We start from the raw sequence: 15738 nt of genomic DNA on the forward strand, positions 1-15738 counted from the left end.
AAAATGCGATAATTTCACGATTTTTTTTCACTATTATTTTATTAAAGGAGTAATAATGGACTTGAAAATAGAAAATAAAATAGCATTAGTTACAGGAGCAACACAAGGTATAGGATTTGCAACTGCTAAAAAACTTTGTGAAGAAAAAGCGAATGTAATAATCAATGGAAGAAATAAAGAAAAGTTAGATAATGCGATAAATAAAATTAAAAAAGATGTCCCCAATGCAAAAATCGCTAGTATTGTAGCTGATTTAAAAGATAATGAAGGTTGTAATTATTTAATATCTAAAATTCCACATATTGATATTTTAATTAATAATTTAGGAATGTTCGAAGCAAAAAGTTTTGAAGAGATCACAGAAGAAGAATGGCTTCAAATGTTTAACGTAAATGTAATGAGTGGAGTTAGACTTTCTCAACATTATTTATCAAAAATGCTTGAACAAAACTGGGGAAGAATCATTTTTGTTTCAAGTGAATCTGCACTTAATATTCCAAAAGAAATGATTCATTATGGTATGACTAAGACTGCTCAAGTGTCTATAGCTCATGGGATAGCTCAACTTACTCAAGGAACAAATGTAACTTCAAATTCTATTATAGTTGGACCTTCAAAATCTGAAGGAGTAATGAAATTTTTGGATGAAATAGGAAAAGAAGAAAATAAAACATTTAAAGAGCTTGAAAAAGAATTTTTTGAAATACATAGACCAACTTCACTTACAAAAAGATTCGCAGAAGTTGAAGAGACAGCAAATATGATCGTCTATGCAGCTAGCAGTTTATCTTCTACTACAAATGGTGCCATGTTAAGAGCTGACGGTGGAATTATTAATTCTGCATTTAATTAAAAAGGTAAATTAATGAAAAAATATATTATCTCTATTATTAAAGGTGATGGAATTGGTCCAGAAATTGTGAATGAAGCTATAAAAGTTCTAAATACTGTTTCTAAAACTTGTGGTTTTTCTTTAGAATATAAAGAGTATTTAATGGGAGGAATTGCAATTGATAAAACAGGTATTCCTTTACCTAATAAAACAGTAAAAGGAGTATTAAATTCAGATGCTTGTTTATTAGGCGCAATTGGTGGAGAGAAATGGGATAATTTACCAAATGAATTAAAGCCTGAACGTGGTCTTCTTAAATTTAGAGAAGAGATGGATGTTTATGCTAACTTACGACCTGTACTTATTTATGATGAATTAGTAAATGCTTCAACATTAAAGCCTGAAGTAATTGAAGGTGTTGACATTATGATTGTACGTGAACTTCTTGGATGTATTTATTTTGGACAACCAAGAGAAAATGATGGAACAAAAGCATTTAATACAATGGCTTACACTAAACCAGAGATTATAAGAATTGGTAAAAAAGCATTTGAATTAGCTATGGAAAGAGATAAAAGACTTTGCTCTGTTGATAAGGCAAATGTACTTGAGGTTTCTCAATTATGGAGAAGTACTATGGAAGAATTATCGTTAGACTATCCAGAAGTTAAACTCTCACATATGTACGTTGATAATGCTGCAATGCAACTTGTAAGAAATCCAAAACAGTTTGATGTAATAGTTACAGGAAATATATTTGGAGATATTCTATCTGATACTGCATCTATGGTTGTGGGTTCTATTGGACTTCTTCCCTCTGCTTCAATAGGTAATAAAATAGCTGTATATGAACCAATTCATGGATCAGCTCCTGATATTGCAGGGATGGGAATTGCCAACCCAATTGCAACTATTGAATCTGCTGGAATGATGTTGAGATATTCTCTTGGAGAAATTGAAGCTGCCAATAAAATAAATTATGCAATAAAAAAAGCCCTAAAAGACGGATACAGAACAAAAGATTTAGCAGCATTTGATGCTAAAAAAGTTGTTTCTACTTCAGAAATGGGCGATATTATTTCTAATAATACGAAATAAATGAAAAAGCGATAAAACTGCGATTCCATTTAACTATATTTTTATTTGAAATCATAGAGATATCATTAAATTAAACACAAGGAAAAAAATATGAGAAAAATCATAAATCTAGGTTTACTTACATCTGCAATAATTATAACACCATTATCTGCAGATACTATTTCTGAAGCATTTACAAATGGAAAAATAAAAGGTGAAATTAAAGCACTATATTCAAATTCCAATTTTTTAGGAAATGCTCAGTCAGATGATATAGGAGCAATTGGTGGTAATTTAAATTTTGTTACAGGTGATTATTATGGATTTAAAACAGGTGTCACATTTCAAACATCATCAATCTTTACTGAAGATAATAATAATTCAGTATTCAAGAATGATGTTGATGCATCAGGAGCAGTATTATCTGAAGCATACATAGATTATACAATCTCTAATACCAACTTTAAAATAGGTAGACAATATATTTATACTCCATTAGTAAGTACAGCATTAGATGGTAAATCTTCTGAATCTGTTTTAAAAGATTCTTTCGAAGCATATATTTTAACAAATACTGATATTCCTAATACTACTATAGTTGCTGGATATATAAGTAAGTATCAAGCTAAAACAGATGGATTTGGAGATACAAGTGATTTTAATAAATTTCAAGATGGTGCATATACTATATATGCAAAAAATACATCAATTGAAAATTTAACATTACAAGCACAATATTTAAATGAAAAGGGACAAACATCAGCTTCAGATAAGGATGCTTTATATTTTCAAGCAGATTATAATCTTTCAGGGCATAATCTATCTGTTCAATATATAAATACAACAGATAAAACAGCAGGTGAAGGACTAGAAGATGGAGAAATTTTTGGATTAAAAGCAACTGGACCTATAGGTATTGGAAAATTAGGATATATTGTTTCATATAACACAAATACAAAAGATGGAGCAGTTTATAGTGGTGCAGGAGCAGGTACTACTGATACAGCATTTACTTCAATTCCAGTTAATGGAGGTGGTGTTCCAACGCGTGCTAATACAGATACTTTAGTGGGTGGAATTATTATTCCAATTTCAACTGTAACAGGGATTGCTTATGCAGGACATTCAGCTAGAGATGCAGGACTTGGGGATGTAACAGCAATGGGTGCAATAGCAATTTATCCAATTAATAAAGACTTTTTATTAAAAGCAAAATATGAACACGTAGAAACTGAAAATATATTTAATAAAGATACTGATGTATCTAGAATATATTTATCTTATAAATTCTAAAAAATCGAAACTTGTGCTCTTACTAATTTTTAAAGAAAAGAGCACTTTTTTCATTTTTTCTGGAAAATTTAAATATAATCATTTTACTTTTTATTATAAAAGACCTCAGAATGAAAATCACAATTTATATTTACCATTATAAAATTAGATTTTTTAAATCAATAAGCTCTAACATAATTTTTATTTATAAAATCAATATTCTCATATTTCTTAGCATTATTAACAACCCAATATGGATTTCTTAATAATTCTCTTCCTAAAAGGACATAATCCGTATCACCTCTAATTAATGTATGTTTAGCCATTTCATAAGTATTTATCATACCTACAGCTGATGTACTAATTTCTGCTTTTTCTTTTATTGCTTTTGCATATTCTATTTGGTATCCAGGATAAATTGCATTAGTATAATTTGTAGAATTTCCACCAGTACTAACATCAATTACATCCACATCAAGTTTTTTTAATTCTTTACACAATTTAATACAATCATCAAGAGTGAATCCTGTCTCTTCATAATCAACAGCTGATAACCTTACAAAGACAACACCTTTGTAAAACTTTCTAGCTTCCTTTACTACTTCAAGTAAAAATCTATTTCTATTTTCAAAACTACCACCATAAATATCATCTCTTTTATTTGAAAAAGGTGATAACATCTGGTTAATAAAATAACCGTGTGCAGCATGAATTTCTATCATATCAAAGCCTGCTTCTATTGATCTTTTAATAGCCTCTAAAAACTCATTTCTAATATCAATAATATCTTGGGTGCTAAGTTTTTTAGGTGTTTTATATTTTTCACTAAACTTAAGTTGGCTAGGAGCTAAAGGTTCATCGCAATCTTCTGCTTTTCTCCCAGCATGTGCAATTTGAATACCAATTTTTGCATCATATGAGTGAACTCTAGTAATTAAATTTTTAAACTCTTTTACCTGTTTATCATTCCAAATACCTAAATCCTTATTACTTATTCTTCCCTCTGGTGAAATTGCTGTAGCTTCAGTAATAATAAGTCCTACTCCACCTACAGCTCTTGTAATATAATGTTCAATATGAAAAGGTGCAACTATACCATCTTCTTTAGCGCTATACATACACATAGGTGCCATAATAACTCTATTTTTAAGTTCTAAATCTCTAATTTTATTTTTCTTAAATAACATGCTATTCCTTTTTTTAATTTTATTTTATAATAAAAAATATAACACAGCAGGAATTGATACAATACTAAATAATGTTCCCACTGCAACAATAGAAGCTACGACACTAGAATCATGACCATATTGTTCTGCCATAATTGCATTAACAACAGCAGGAGGTAAGCTACCAAAAAGAATAAGTAAACTAATTTGCATTGGCGTATAATCAAAAATTGATATTACACCTAAGGCTATTAAAATTCCAGATAGAGGGCAAAGTATAGCTCCAATTAGTCCTATTTTCCAATGAGTAAAATCTACAAAAGTTAGTCTTACACCCAAAGCAAATAAAACAAGAGGAATAGATACTTGGGATAACATTTGAGTAGGTGTCAAAAGTATTGCAGGTAAATGTAGATTAAAATAATTAAAAAGTAAGCCAAAAATTGTTGCAATTATAACAGGACTTTTAAATAAATTAAGAAGCTTTGCTTCTCCCCCCATACATCATAACAGCAATTGTGAATTGTCCTATTACTTGCACTAAAGATAAAGCAACCATCATTGCCATAGCCTCTTCTCCAAATGCAAATAATGCTAAGGGAAGTCCTAAATTTATGGAATTAGAAAACATCATTGAAGGTAAAAAAGTACGAGGATTTATATCCAATAATTTACTAACTGGATAAAGTATAAGTCCCGAACCAAGTATCACAATCAAGGCGCCTATAGAAAAAGTTCCTAAAACTGTTATTGAAGGTAACTTCTCACTTATTGCATAAAAAACTAATATTGGAATAAAAAAATCCATATTAATTTTATTTGTTACATCCATATTTATCTTTGTTTTTTTAGCGTAGAAATATCCTAGAAGTGCAATTATTAATACGGGAAATATGATTTCTACTATTTTTAATATCATTTATTTTATCTTACTTTTGAATATGTATACTCAAGTAGTGTAGAAATAGTTTTCGTATAGGGAGCATCTAAACTTTGTTCTTCTAAATTTTGTATAACAACTCCACAAATTTCATCTAATTCCAACTCTCTATTATGTTCCACATCAACTAACATAGAAGGTTTTATAGAATCGAATTTTGAGATTAATGCATACATTTCCTCAACATCTTTTTGTGATATTTTAATATTTTTATTCATCGCTGCTTTTGCAGTTTCATTCATTAATCCATAAACTATTTTAGATAATTTTGGATTATGCATAATTACTCCAGTTTCTTCTCTTAACAATGCGCAAATAGCATTAACTCCATTATTTATAATTAATTTCTTCCATAATTCTAAATTTATATTTTCTGATAATATAGTTGGAATTTGAGCATTATTAAAAATATTCTTTATTTCTTCTAGAAAAAGTTCATTATATTTTGTCTTAGAAATTGGCCCTAGAATTGTTTCAGCATTCCCCGTTGCAGTTACAACAGCAGGACGAACAATGTGTGCACCTATTTTTCTAGTAAGTCCTGCAATTATATATTCATCGTTTAATTTTTTGGCCAAAATTTCCTCATTATCTACACCATTTTGTAGTGATATGATATAAGGATGTTTTTTTGTGTTTCCAAGCCAATTAAATAAATCATCAGATAATATTTTAGTTGAAGTTGATTTTGTAGTTATTAAAATAGCATCAAATAAAGAAGTCTTCATTTTTTTTATTTCTTCAATTGAATGAGAAGAAACATTATCAAAAAATTCAAATTCTGGATGCTGTAACTTCAACTTGTTTTGTTGCAAAGCTTCTAAGTGCTTTCCTCTTGCAACAAAAGTTACATTATGTCCTGCTTTAATTAACCTTGTTCCAAAATAAGAACCTATACCGCCAGCACCCAAAATTAAAAAATTCATACCTATCCTTCACATAATTAATTAACGATTATAATATTAACTTTCTTCACTAAAAAAATTCATTAACAGAGTATTAAATCTTTTATTATGTTCAATTTGTGTCCAATGTCCACATTCACCAAAGATATGGAGTTGTGATTTCTTTATTAATTGATTTAATCTTATCGAATTTTGAACAGGAATAACTTTATCTTCTCTACCATGTATAATCAAAGTTTCTTTGTCAATTTTTTTAATATCGTTTTCATCACTTTCCATTGAATCAACACCATCTTGTCTTGGAGCTTTAAACATAGAAGAAAATGATTCTTGAAAACCTGGTCTTATACTTGCTTCATATCTCATCTTTGCTAAATCATCTGTAACTATACTTCTGTCATTTGCAAAAATATCTAATAATTCTTTCATATTTTCTATACTTGGTGTATATCCCCATGCTTTGTCTAAACCATAAGTTAGGTCAAAGTAAACACCAACAGCACCCATTAAAACAATTTTATTAAATCTTTCAGGATATTTAATTACTAAAGCTAATGCCAATGCACCACCAAAAGAATTTCCTACAAGATTAATTTTTTCAATTCCTAAAGCATCCATTAAATCAATAGTCTGAGCAACCCAAGTATCCATATCATATGAAATTCCTTCAGGTCTATCTGAATAACCAAACCCAACCATATCAGGTGCTATTACTCTAAATTTTTCTGCTAATGCTGGCATACATAATCGCCAGTTTGCAAAAGCTGATACTCCTGGACCTGAACCATGAATAAACATAATTGGTTCACCTTCACCCAAGTCATGATAATTTGTATTAAAATTACCTGTTTTTATTCTATTTGCTATTTCTGGATTAGACATTTTTTTCCTTTATATTTTATTTCTTTAATCATTTAAATTAAATTCTTTAGCCAATAATTCATAAGATTTAATTCTATCTTCAAAAGAATATGTTACATTTACAATCATAATTTCATCAACACCATATTCTATTGCTAGTTTCTCTAATTTCTCTTTACACTCTTTTGGTGTTCCTAAAATCATTGAATCTAGTGTTTCATGAAAATATGCCTTATCTTCAAAACTAAGTTCTTCATATAATTCTTTTACTTTATTTGAACTATATAATCCATCTCTTTTAGTATGCCTAAAAGCTTGAACCTTCCAATAAGTATGAGTACTAGCTATTTCAATCGCTTCATCTCTTGTTTCAGCACAAATACAAGCAACAGCTAACATAGCTTTAGGTTTTTTAAAATTCTTAGATGGAATAAAATTATTTTTATAAAAATCCATTATTTGTGTTGGTCTATCATGAGTTCCAATAAATAGTGCCAAACAAAAACCAGCCCCTAATTCTCCAGCTAAAACACTACTTCCATTACTTGAACCTAGTAAATATACAGGCGTAGAATCAACTCCTTTAGGAGATAAACTAACTCCATGAAAATAGTCATCTTCTGGTATTTCATCATCTAAATAATTTATTAATTCATAAGCTTTTTGAGTATAATCTGCATTATTCGCATTATGTAAAGCGCGTGCTGCTAAAAAATTAGCTCCACTAGCCCTTCCTATTCCTAAATCAATCCTATTATTATGCAAAGCACTTAAAGTATTAAAAGTTTCTGCAACTTTAAATGAACTATAATGATTTAACATAACTCCACCACTTCCAACTCTTATTTTAGAAGTTGCATTAGCAACAGAACTAATCATTATCTCAGGACATGAGCTTGCATATCCAGGTGTATCATGATGTTCAGCACACCAATATCTATAATAACCCCATTTCTCACAATTTTTTGCAAGTTCTATAGTGTCAAATAAACCTTCTTTAGCTTCTTTATTATCATGAATTGGAGATTGGTCAAGAACGCTTAATCTTATTGAGGACATAGTTTTCTATCTTCCCATCTTTTTGACACTTTGTCCAGCTATTCCAAAATGTTGTTTTGGCATTTCATTTAATATTACTCTAATTGTTGGAATAGGAGCATCTATTGCTTCATGAATAGCTTGAGTAACTTTTGCTATAAGCTCTTCTTTTTTCTCATCAGATCTTCCTTCAACTATATTTATTGTTGCAATTGGCATTTTATTTCCTTAAGATAGCCCCTATTTCTAGAGACTTTTTTATAATTTATTTAGAATAAATCTTAAATAAATTTCATAGATAATGTACCTAAATCTTGGAATTTAACTGTAACATTATCACCTTTTTTTACACTCATAGCAGCTGTCATTGCACCTGATAGAATATATGAACCTGCTTTTAAAGTTTCACCTCGTTCAGCCATCATATTTGCAAGCATTGCAATAGAAGTTGCAGGATGTCCTAAAACAGCAGCTCCAGCTCCTAATTGAACAATTTCTCCATTTATTTCCATAACTACACCAAGTGTTTTAAGATCAAGATCTTTAATATTTTTCATTCTTCCACCAGTAACATATCTTGAAGATGAAGAATTATCTGCGATTACTGATTTTAAATCAAATTTAAAATCTTTGTATCTTGAATCAATAATTTCAACTGCAGGCATTACAAAATCTGTTGCAGCTAAAACATCACCAATATGACAGCCAGGTCCTGATAAATCATCTTTTAAAACAAAAGCTATTTCAGCTTCTACTTTTGGATGAATAAGTTCATCAATTTTAATTTCAGCTCCATCACCAAAGCTAAAGTAATCAGCTAAATAACCATAACAAGGATTAGGAACACCCATTTGTTTCATTTTAGCTTGAGAAGTAAGACCCATTTTCATACCAACAATTTTATGTCCTCTTTTCTCTTTTGCAGCTCGTGCAGTCCATTGAATGTCATACGCATCTTCATATGTCATTTCAGGATAATCATCAGTTATTTTAGTAATTTCTTTTGCATTTAATTCAGCATCTTCACAATGCTTTGCTAGTTTTTCAATTGTTACTTTATCTAATGCCATTATATTAATCCTTTTGCTCTTGCCATTTCCATAGCACAATCATCAATCATATCTTCTTGACCACCAATCATACCTCTACGTCCAAGTTCAACTAACAATGTTCTTGCATCAATTCCATATTTAGCTTCTGCTCTTCTTGCAAAAAGTAAAAATGAAGAATAAACACCTGCATATCCCAAAGTTAAAGAATCTCTTGAAATTCTTGTAGGTTTTCCCATAATAGGAAGTGCTATATCTTCAGCAGCATCCTCAATCATATCTAAGTCAACTCCAGTTTCAACACCCATTCTATTACAAACAGCTACTAAAACTTCTGTTGCAGTATTTCCAGAACCTGCTCCAAATCCTGCTAAGCTTGCATCAATTCTAGTTGCCCCTGCTTCTATTGCAGCCAATGAATTAGATACACCCATAGACATATTATTATGACCATGGAATCCAATCTCAATTTCATTTCCAAACTCTTTTTTAAGAGCTTTAATTCTTGCACTTACCATATCAGGAAGTAAATAACCTGCTGAATCAGTTGCATAAATACAATTAGCTCCATAAGAAACCATTTTTCTAGCTTCTTCTACTATTCTTTTTTCATCAACCATGTGTGCCATCATTAAAAAACCAACAGTATCAAGTTTCATTTTTACTGCTGCTTTTATATGTTGTGCTGAACAATCAGCTTCAGTACAATGTGTTGCAACTCTAACTGTTGTAATTCCATGTTCTACAGCACGTTCTAAATCTTTTACTATTCCAATTCCAGGAAGTAAAAGTGCTGAAATCTTAGCTTGAGTCATATTTGGAACAACTGCATCTAACCACTCTTCATCTGTATGTAAGCCATATCCATAATTTAATGAACTTCCACCAAGACCATCTCCATGAGTTACTTCAATCATAGGAACGCCAGCTTTATCCATTGCAGTTGACATTGCAGTCATTTGATCAAGTGTAAACTGATGTCTAACTGAATGCATTCCATCTCTTAAAGACATATCATGTATTGTAATTTTTTTACCTTTTAAATCCATCTTTAAACTCCTGCTTTAATTTTTTCAGCCATTTGTTCTGCAATATTAGTAGCAGCTGCTGTTATAATGTCAAGGTTACCTGCATATTTTGGTAAATAATCACCTAAACCTTCAACCTCTAACCAAATTGAAATTTTATTTCCATCAAAAACTGGTCCATTTTTAAGTTTATATCCAGGAACGAATTGTTGAACCTCTTTAAGCATTTTATGTACAGATTCTGTTATAGCTTCTTCATCTGGCGCTTCACTAGTTTGACAATGAATTGTATCTCTCATCATAAGTGGTGGCTCAGCAGGGTTTAGAATAATAATTGCCTTACCTTTCTTAGCACCCCCTACAACTTCAATTCCAAGTTTTGTAGTTTCTGTAAACTCATCAATATTTGCTCTAGTTCCTGGTCCTGCCGATTTTGATGCAGCTGTTGCAATAATCTCTGCATATTCGACTTCTTGAACTCTTGAAACTGCAGCAATCATAGGAATAGTAGCTTGACCACCACAAGTTACCATATTCACATTTTGAGCATCTTTTTCTAATAACTCTTCCATATTAACAGATGGCACACAAAATGGTCCAATAGCAGCTGGTGTTAAATCAATAACTTTTACTCCAAGTTCAGCTAATTTTCTATTATTTTCTCCATGAACATATGCTGAAGTTGCATCAAATGCAATTTTTACACCATCTTCTTTTATAAAAGGTAATAATCCATCAACTCCCTCATAAGTAGTTTTCATTCCTGCTTCTTCAGCTTTTTTTAATCCATCAGAATCAGGATCAATTCCTACCATCCATAGTGGATTTAAAATTTCACTTCTTTGTAATTTAAACATTAAATCTGTTCCAATATTCCCAGATCCAATTAATGCACAATTTATTTTTTCCATCTGTAATCCTTTTTATACAAATCTACAAGAAGCAGAACCAATTCCACCAATATTTATAGTCATATTATCACCTGCTTTGATAGTTACCATTGCGCATAAAGCACCTGACAATATAACCTCTCCAGCTTTTAATCCAACACCAAATTCACCTAATTTATTCGCAAGCCAAACAACAGCATTTACAGGACTCCCAAGTGCTGCTGCACCTGCTCCTGTATGTAATAATTCACCATTGCATTCTAAAGTAATTCCACAAGTTGTTAAATCTACATCTCTTGGATCAACTGCATTTCCACCAAATACAATATATCCACAAGAAGCGTTATCGGCAACTGTATCTTGAATTTTTATTTTCCAATCATTAATTCTTGAATCAACAATTTCAAAACAAGGCATTACAAATTTTGTTGCTTTTAAAACGTCAGCAGTTGTAACTCCTGGACCTTGTAAATCCTCTTTTAAAACAAAAGCTATTTCACCTTCAGCTTTTGGCTGAATCATTTCATCACTTACATTAATTTCATCTCCATCAGAATAAATCATGTCAGATAAAAGGTAACCAAAGTCTGGTTGATGAACACCTAACATATCCATTACAACTTTTGATGTTACACCTATTTTTTTACCAATTATTTTTGATCCATCATCTTTCATTCTTCTTGCTAAAAGATGATGCTGAATTGCATATGCATCTTCAATTGTTGAATCAGTTTCTCTTGAAGAAATTGGTTCAATTGAATAATTGCCTTTTAAAGCTTCATATAATTCATTTCCATATTTTTCTATTTTTTCATTTGTCATTGCCATAAAATTATCCTTCAATCATTACATTTTTATACAAACATTTTTAAGTTCTGTGTAGAATTCAAGTGAATGATGTCCACCTTCTCTACCAATTCCTGAGCCTTTCATTCCACCAAATGGTGTTCTTAAATCTCTTAAGAACCATGAATTAACCCATACAATCCCTGTATCAATTTGTGATGCAACTCTATGAGCTCTATCTAAATTTTCTGTAAATATTGTAGAAGCCAATCCATATTTTGTATCATTCGCCATTTTTATAACTTCGTCTTCTGTATCAAAAGGAGCAATATGACAACAAGGTCCAAATACTTCTTCTTTTACAACAGTTGCAGTTTCAGGAAGTCCTGTCCAAATAGTAGGTTCAACAAAGAATCCATTTGCTAATTTACCATCCATTTTAGGAGCACCTCCACCTAAAATAACATTTGCACCCTCTTTTTTTGCAATATTATAAAAATCTAAAACTTTATCTCTATGCACAGCACTTACAACAGGTCCCATATCAACAGATTCATCATTTTGAACACCAACTTTTAATTTAGAACCAGCTTCTTTTAATCTATTTACAAATTCATCAAAAATTGGTCTTTCTACATAAACTCTTTCAGTTCCTAAACAAACTTGTCCTGAGTTTGCAAATACTGATCTTGCTGTCTCAGAAATTGCTTTTTCCATGTCACAATCTGCAAAAATAATAGCTGGATTTTTTCCACCTAATTCTAAGGAAACATCTCTAACTCCTTTAGAACAAGCATCCATAATCATTTCACCTGTTTTTGTCTCACCTGTAAATGTGATTGCATCAATATCTTTATGAGCAGTAATTAAATTTCCAGTAATTGAACCTTTTCCTTGAACAACATTATAAGCCCCAGCTGGAACTCCAACTTTACTCATAACCTCACCTAAAAGAGATGTTGTAGTTGGAGTTACTTGAGATGGTTTTACTACAACTGTATTTCCACAAGCCATAGCAGGACCAACTTTCCATGTCATAAGTAATAAAGGTAAATTCCAAGGAGAAATAACTCCAATTACACCTTTAGGTTTTCTCATAGAATAATTAAGCATTTTTTTACCATCAGGAGTATCAGATCTATAAGCTTCATCTGCAACACTTTTCATCGTATCCGCAAATACTTTGAAATTTGCAGCTCCCCTTGGAATATCAATATGTCTAGCAATTGAGTATGGTTTTCCTGTATCTAAACATTCTGCTTCTAAAAAATCATCAAATCTTCTATCTATCTCATTTGCTATTTCATACATCATAGCTATTCTATCATTTAGCTTCATTTGACCCCACTCACCTGTAAGAGCAGCCTTCGCAGCTGCTATTGCAGCATTTACTTCAGGCTCTCTCCCTAAAGCTACTTTAGAAATAAGTTCAGCAGTTGCTGGGTTATAATTATCAAAAAACTCACCACATTGTGAGTCCATAAATTTTCCATTAATATAGTGTTGTACTTTTTTCATTATTTTAATCCTATCTTTTCAATCGCATATTTTGCACAAATAATATCTTCATCTTCTGTTCCACCTGAAACACCAATAGCTCCAATTTTTACATCATCATCAAAAATTACAAGACCTCCACCAAAAGGTATTAATCTATCTCTATTAGAAAATCCTTGTTCTAAATGAGGATTCTCTTTAAAGATTTCTATCCATTGATTTGATGGAAATCCAAAACTAGCACTAGTATAAGCTTTATCTTTTGCAATATTAATTGAATGTATAAAAGAATCTTCCATTCTTAAAAATGCCATTTCTAAACCTTTATTATCAACAACACTTACATTTATGGCAATTTTTAATTCTTCTGCTTTTTGAACTGCAAGAAGACAAATTTCCATTGAAGCTTGTCTTGATATAGATTTTTCTTTAACTACTAAAGTATTCATTATTTATACGCATTCAATGTATATGCAGTAGTAAATGAACTATTTTCTATTCCTGTGTGATAGAAAATACCTCTCCATAACTCATCTTCAGTCCATGTGATAGTTGGCATATCTGGTTGAGCTAAATAACCAAGTCCTGCAAAAGTTTCAAGTCTATGTCCTGATGGATCAAAGAAATAAATTGTTTCACCTCTAGTAATTCCATGTCTTTGTGGTGTTACATCAATTTTCACATTATGCATACCCATAACATCAGCAGCTCTTAAAATATCATTCCATCCATCTAAGAAGAATGCAAAGTGATGCATCCCAACTTCTGCACCTGCAACAAAAGCAATATCATGAGGAGTTGACGAACACGTAAGCCATGTTGCAGCTTGGATTGAACCTTCTGGTCCTACACATACTTGCTCTGCTAGAGTAAAATCAAATACTTCTATAAAGAACTTAGTCACTTCCATTAAAGATTCTGGTCCTTGTGTCATTAATAAAGTATGGTCAATCCAATGTGCTTTAATTCCTTTTCCTTTAAAAGGCCATGGTGCAGGATTTGTAGTTCCTACTTCTTTTCCAAGAAAATCTTTGTATGCATATAACTGCATCTCATGACCACTCGGTAAAATAAAAGATAATACTCTTCCACAATTTGCAACAATTTCTGCTTCTAAAAATTTTGTTTTAATACCATATTTTTCTATTCTTTCTTTTAAAACATCTAAATCAGCATCATCTTTCACTTTATATGCCATTCTATTAAAAGTAGCTTCTTCTGATGGTCTTAAAACTAAACTATATTTATCCCACTCATCCCAGCATTTTAGGTATAGAGTACCATCTTCATCTTCTCGTGTAACTGTTAATCCCATTATTTCTTCATAATAATTTCTTGATTCTTCAATATCTAAAACATTGATATCAATATGACCTAGTCTCATAATTCCCATCTTAACTCCTTACTTTATAATTTTAACTTCCAAGTGTATATATATTTGATTTAGGTTTTTTTATAAATGCAATTTCCATATCACTTCTTGGAAAACTTCTACATGCTAGAACAATATCGTTCATTTCTTCATCTTCTGTAATATGTTTTCTATTCATTTTTAGTTTTGTGTAATTACCTTTATGTACTTTGATTTTACAAATTCCACAAGCACCATTATGACAACCTTTTGGAACCAAATCTGCACTAACAGATAATGAATCCATTAAATGTTTTTCTTCACAACAAGAACGTTCTCTATTTTTATCTTTTACTAAGATATTATGTTTCATAAATATCCTTATATTTAAGATCTACAACAAAATTAAAAATCATCAAATTGTTGTTTAATGTAAAAGTTACCTTTTAACTATGGAAACTTTACTTTAAAAAATTCGCAAAAAAATCGCAAAAAAAAAGAATTTATAAGAATTATTAAATCTTTACTATAACTTTTTTAATGTATTAATAGAAAACTTATGAGATAGTTCTACACTAGGAGATGTACTAAAAGCTTGTTATTGAAATAAGATAATTACTAGTATAAATATTTAAAGATATATTTATACTAGTAATTACCTATTAACCATCTATCATATAATTAAAAAACCAATGAAAGAAGAATTTCCTTTTAGCCTTTTTATATCAAGACCTTGAAATTAAATAGAAAATGATCGACCTTCATCTATTTATTAACATTAACACATAAAAAATTTCAAAGATAGTTTCTGACAAATTATATATTTTTTTTTAAATCTTATTCTCATGATGTAGTTATTTTCTAAGAAATATAAAGAAGGGAGGGGAATAATAAAAAATGTAGTTAAAAATAAAAAGTTCCTAGTATGATAATAGGAAGAATTGCATTAAACATCGAGAAATCTATAGATTTTGTTTTAAATTATACTAAGATATTAAATAAAAAATAATCTCTATAGGGTGTATTCAATATTTCAATTAAAGCAT

General features: G+C 30.4%; 18 protein-coding genes. 3 read left to right on the forward strand and 15 right to left on the reverse strand.

The features are described from left to right. Nucleotides 1-55 precede the first annotated feature (55 nt). The 3 genes from D9T19_RS12270 to D9T19_RS12280 all read left to right on the forward strand — a co-directional run bounded on the left by D9T19_RS12270 (nucleotide 56) and on the right by D9T19_RS12280 (nucleotide 3202). Entirely contained in the window at nucleotides 56-853 is a 798-nt protein-coding gene (locus D9T19_RS12270; protein ID WP_121628534.1) for an SDR family NAD(P)-dependent oxidoreductase, read from the forward strand. A 12-nt stretch (nucleotides 854-865) separates the two neighbouring features. Then, the gene (gene leuB / locus D9T19_RS12275) at nucleotides 866-1930 is read left to right on the forward strand and encodes a 3-isopropylmalate dehydrogenase (protein ID WP_121628535.1); all 1065 of its coding nucleotides are present in this window, start codon (nucleotides 866-868) and stop codon (nucleotides 1928-1930) included. Between the two features lie 90 nt (nucleotides 1931-2020). After that, nucleotides 2021-3202, forward strand: a complete 1182-nt coding sequence (locus tag D9T19_RS12280) for a hypothetical protein (protein ID WP_121628536.1) — start codon at nucleotides 2021-2023, stop codon at nucleotides 3200-3202. A gap of 158 nt (nucleotides 3203-3360) precedes the next feature. On the opposite strand, the gene D9T19_RS12285 is transcribed toward D9T19_RS12280, so the two are convergent. From D9T19_RS12285 to D9T19_RS12355, 15 genes are all read right to left on the reverse strand, one after another. After that, nucleotides 3361-4368, reverse strand: a complete 1008-nt coding sequence (locus D9T19_RS12285; RefSeq protein ID WP_121628537.1) for an NADH:flavin oxidoreductase/NADH oxidase — start codon at nucleotides 4366-4368, stop codon at nucleotides 3361-3363. Nucleotides 4369-4392: 24 nt separating this feature from the next. Further along, a complete protein-coding gene (locus D9T19_RS12290; protein WP_121628538.1) occupies nucleotides 4393-4848 on the reverse strand; it encodes an AEC family transporter in 456 nt (151 codons plus the stop codon). Then, complete coding sequence (locus D9T19_RS12295; RefSeq protein ID WP_121628539.1) at nucleotides 4823-5266, reverse strand: AEC family transporter; 444 nt, start codon at nucleotides 5264-5266, stop codon at nucleotides 4823-4825. The genes D9T19_RS12290 and D9T19_RS12295 overlap by 26 nt, the downstream gene beginning before the upstream one ends. A 5-nt stretch (nucleotides 5267-5271) precedes the next feature. Next, entirely contained in the window at nucleotides 5272-6213 is a 942-nt protein-coding gene (locus tag D9T19_RS12300; RefSeq protein WP_121628540.1) for a ketopantoate reductase family protein, read from the reverse strand. A gap of 36 nt (nucleotides 6214-6249) precedes the next feature. Next, nucleotides 6250-7074, reverse strand: a complete 825-nt coding sequence (locus D9T19_RS12305; protein ID WP_121628541.1) for an alpha/beta fold hydrolase — start codon at nucleotides 7072-7074, stop codon at nucleotides 6250-6252. Between the two features lie 24 nt (nucleotides 7075-7098). Next, nucleotides 7099-8112: an LLM class flavin-dependent oxidoreductase gene (locus D9T19_RS12310; RefSeq protein ID WP_121628542.1), complete on the reverse strand. Its 1014-nt coding sequence runs from the start codon at nucleotides 8110-8112 to the stop codon at nucleotides 7099-7101. A gap of 6 nt (nucleotides 8113-8118) precedes the next feature. Next, nucleotides 8119-8310, reverse strand: a complete 192-nt coding sequence (thmT, locus tag D9T19_RS12315) for a 2-hydroxymuconate tautomerase (RefSeq protein WP_121628543.1) — start codon at nucleotides 8308-8310, stop codon at nucleotides 8119-8121. A gap of 62 nt (nucleotides 8311-8372) precedes the next feature. After that, nucleotides 8373-9161, reverse strand: a complete 789-nt coding sequence (dmpH, locus tag D9T19_RS12320) for a 2-oxo-3-hexenedioate decarboxylase (protein WP_121628544.1) — start codon at nucleotides 9159-9161, stop codon at nucleotides 8373-8375. Beyond that, nucleotides 9161-10189, reverse strand: coding sequence for a 4-hydroxy-2-oxovalerate aldolase (gene dmpG, locus D9T19_RS12325; RefSeq protein ID WP_121628545.1), 1029 nt, complete (start codon nucleotides 10187-10189; stop codon nucleotides 9161-9163). Before dmpG ends, dmpH begins: the two co-directional genes overlap by 1 nt. Before the next feature lie 2 nt (nucleotides 10190-10191). Then, a complete protein-coding gene (locus D9T19_RS12330) occupies nucleotides 10192-11079 on the reverse strand; it encodes an acetaldehyde dehydrogenase (acetylating) (protein WP_121628546.1) in 888 nt (295 codons plus the stop codon). A 12-nt stretch (nucleotides 11080-11091) separates the two neighbouring features. Beyond that, complete coding sequence (dmpE, locus tag D9T19_RS12335; protein ID WP_322900285.1) at nucleotides 11092-11886, reverse strand: 2-oxopent-4-enoate hydratase; 795 nt, start codon at nucleotides 11884-11886, stop codon at nucleotides 11092-11094. Between the two features lie 18 nt (nucleotides 11887-11904). Then, entirely contained in the window at nucleotides 11905-13362 is a 1458-nt protein-coding gene (locus D9T19_RS12340) for a 2-hydroxymuconic semialdehyde dehydrogenase (RefSeq protein ID WP_121628547.1), read from the reverse strand. Further along, nucleotides 13362-13790, reverse strand: a complete 429-nt coding sequence (locus tag D9T19_RS12345) for a GlcG/HbpS family heme-binding protein (protein WP_121628548.1) — start codon at nucleotides 13788-13790, stop codon at nucleotides 13362-13364. The genes D9T19_RS12340 and D9T19_RS12345 overlap by 1 nt, the downstream gene beginning before the upstream one ends. Then, nucleotides 13790-14734 carry a catechol 2,3-dioxygenase gene (locus D9T19_RS12350; RefSeq protein ID WP_121628549.1) on the reverse strand — a complete coding sequence of 315 codons (945 nt, stop codon included), beginning with the start codon at nucleotides 14732-14734 and terminating at the stop codon, nucleotides 13790-13792. The genes D9T19_RS12345 and D9T19_RS12350 overlap by 1 nt, the downstream gene beginning before the upstream one ends. A 22-nt stretch (nucleotides 14735-14756) precedes the next feature. Continuing rightward, nucleotides 14757-15065 carry a 2Fe-2S iron-sulfur cluster binding domain-containing protein gene (locus D9T19_RS12355; RefSeq protein ID WP_121628550.1) on the reverse strand — a complete coding sequence of 103 codons (309 nt, stop codon included), beginning with the start codon at nucleotides 15063-15065 and terminating at the stop codon, nucleotides 14757-14759. Between the last annotated feature and the right edge of the window lie 673 nt (nucleotides 15066-15738).

The organism is Poseidonibacter antarcticus, from assembly GCF_003667345.1.
Taxonomy (GTDB): domain Bacteria; phylum Campylobacterota; class Campylobacteria; order Campylobacterales; family Arcobacteraceae; genus Poseidonibacter; species Poseidonibacter antarcticus.

Excerpts from the sequence above, each read along its gene's own strand:
- D9T19_RS12270 (WP_121628534.1), top strand. The coding sequence starts at position 56 with ATGGACTTGAAAATAGAAAATAAAATAGCATTAGTTACAGGAGCAACA.
- leuB (WP_121628535.1), top strand. The coding sequence starts at position 866 with ATGAAAAAATATATTATCTCTATTATTAAAGGTGATGGAATTGGTCCA.
- D9T19_RS12280 (WP_121628536.1), top strand. The coding sequence starts at position 2,021 with ATGAGAAAAATCATAAATCTAGGTTTACTTACATCTGCAATAATTATA.
- D9T19_RS12285 (WP_121628537.1), bottom strand. The coding sequence starts at position 4,368 with ATGTTATTTAAGAAAAATAAAATTAGAGATTTAGAACTTAAAAATAGA.
- D9T19_RS12290 (WP_121628538.1), bottom strand. The coding sequence starts at position 4,848 with ATGGGGGGAGAAGCAAAGCTTCTTAATTTATTTAAAAGTCCTGTTATA.
- D9T19_RS12295 (WP_121628539.1), bottom strand. The coding sequence starts at position 5,266 with ATGATATTAAAAATAGTAGAAATCATATTTCCCGTATTAATAATTGCA.
- D9T19_RS12300 (WP_121628540.1), bottom strand. The coding sequence starts at position 6,213 with ATGAATTTTTTAATTTTGGGTGCTGGCGGTATAGGTTCTTATTTTGGA.
- D9T19_RS12305 (WP_121628541.1), bottom strand. The coding sequence starts at position 7,074 with ATGTCTAATCCAGAAATAGCAAATAGAATAAAAACAGGTAATTTTAAT.
- D9T19_RS12310 (WP_121628542.1), bottom strand. The coding sequence starts at position 8,112 with ATGTCCTCAATAAGATTAAGCGTTCTTGACCAATCTCCAATTCATGAT.
- thmT (WP_121628543.1), bottom strand. The coding sequence starts at position 8,310 with ATGCCAATTGCAACAATAAATATAGTTGAAGGAAGATCTGATGAGAAA.
- dmpH (WP_121628544.1), bottom strand. The coding sequence starts at position 9,161 with ATGGCATTAGATAAAGTAACAATTGAAAAACTAGCAAAGCATTGTGAA.
- dmpG (WP_121628545.1), bottom strand. The coding sequence starts at position 10,189 with ATGGATTTAAAAGGTAAAAAAATTACAATACATGATATGTCTTTAAGA.
- D9T19_RS12330 (WP_121628546.1), bottom strand. The coding sequence starts at position 11,079 with ATGGAAAAAATAAATTGTGCATTAATTGGATCTGGGAATATTGGAACA.
- dmpE (WP_322900285.1), bottom strand. The coding sequence starts at position 11,886 with ATGGCAATGACAAATGAAAAAATAGAAAAATATGGAAATGAATTATAT.
- D9T19_RS12340 (WP_121628547.1), bottom strand. The coding sequence starts at position 13,362 with ATGAAAAAAGTACAACACTATATTAATGGAAAATTTATGGACTCACAA.
- D9T19_RS12345 (WP_121628548.1), bottom strand. The coding sequence starts at position 13,790 with ATGAATACTTTAGTAGTTAAAGAAAAATCTATATCAAGACAAGCTTCA.
- D9T19_RS12350 (WP_121628549.1), bottom strand. The coding sequence starts at position 14,734 with ATGGGAATTATGAGACTAGGTCATATTGATATCAATGTTTTAGATATT.
- D9T19_RS12355 (WP_121628550.1), bottom strand. The coding sequence starts at position 15,065 with ATGAAACATAATATCTTAGTAAAAGATAAAAATAGAGAACGTTCTTGT.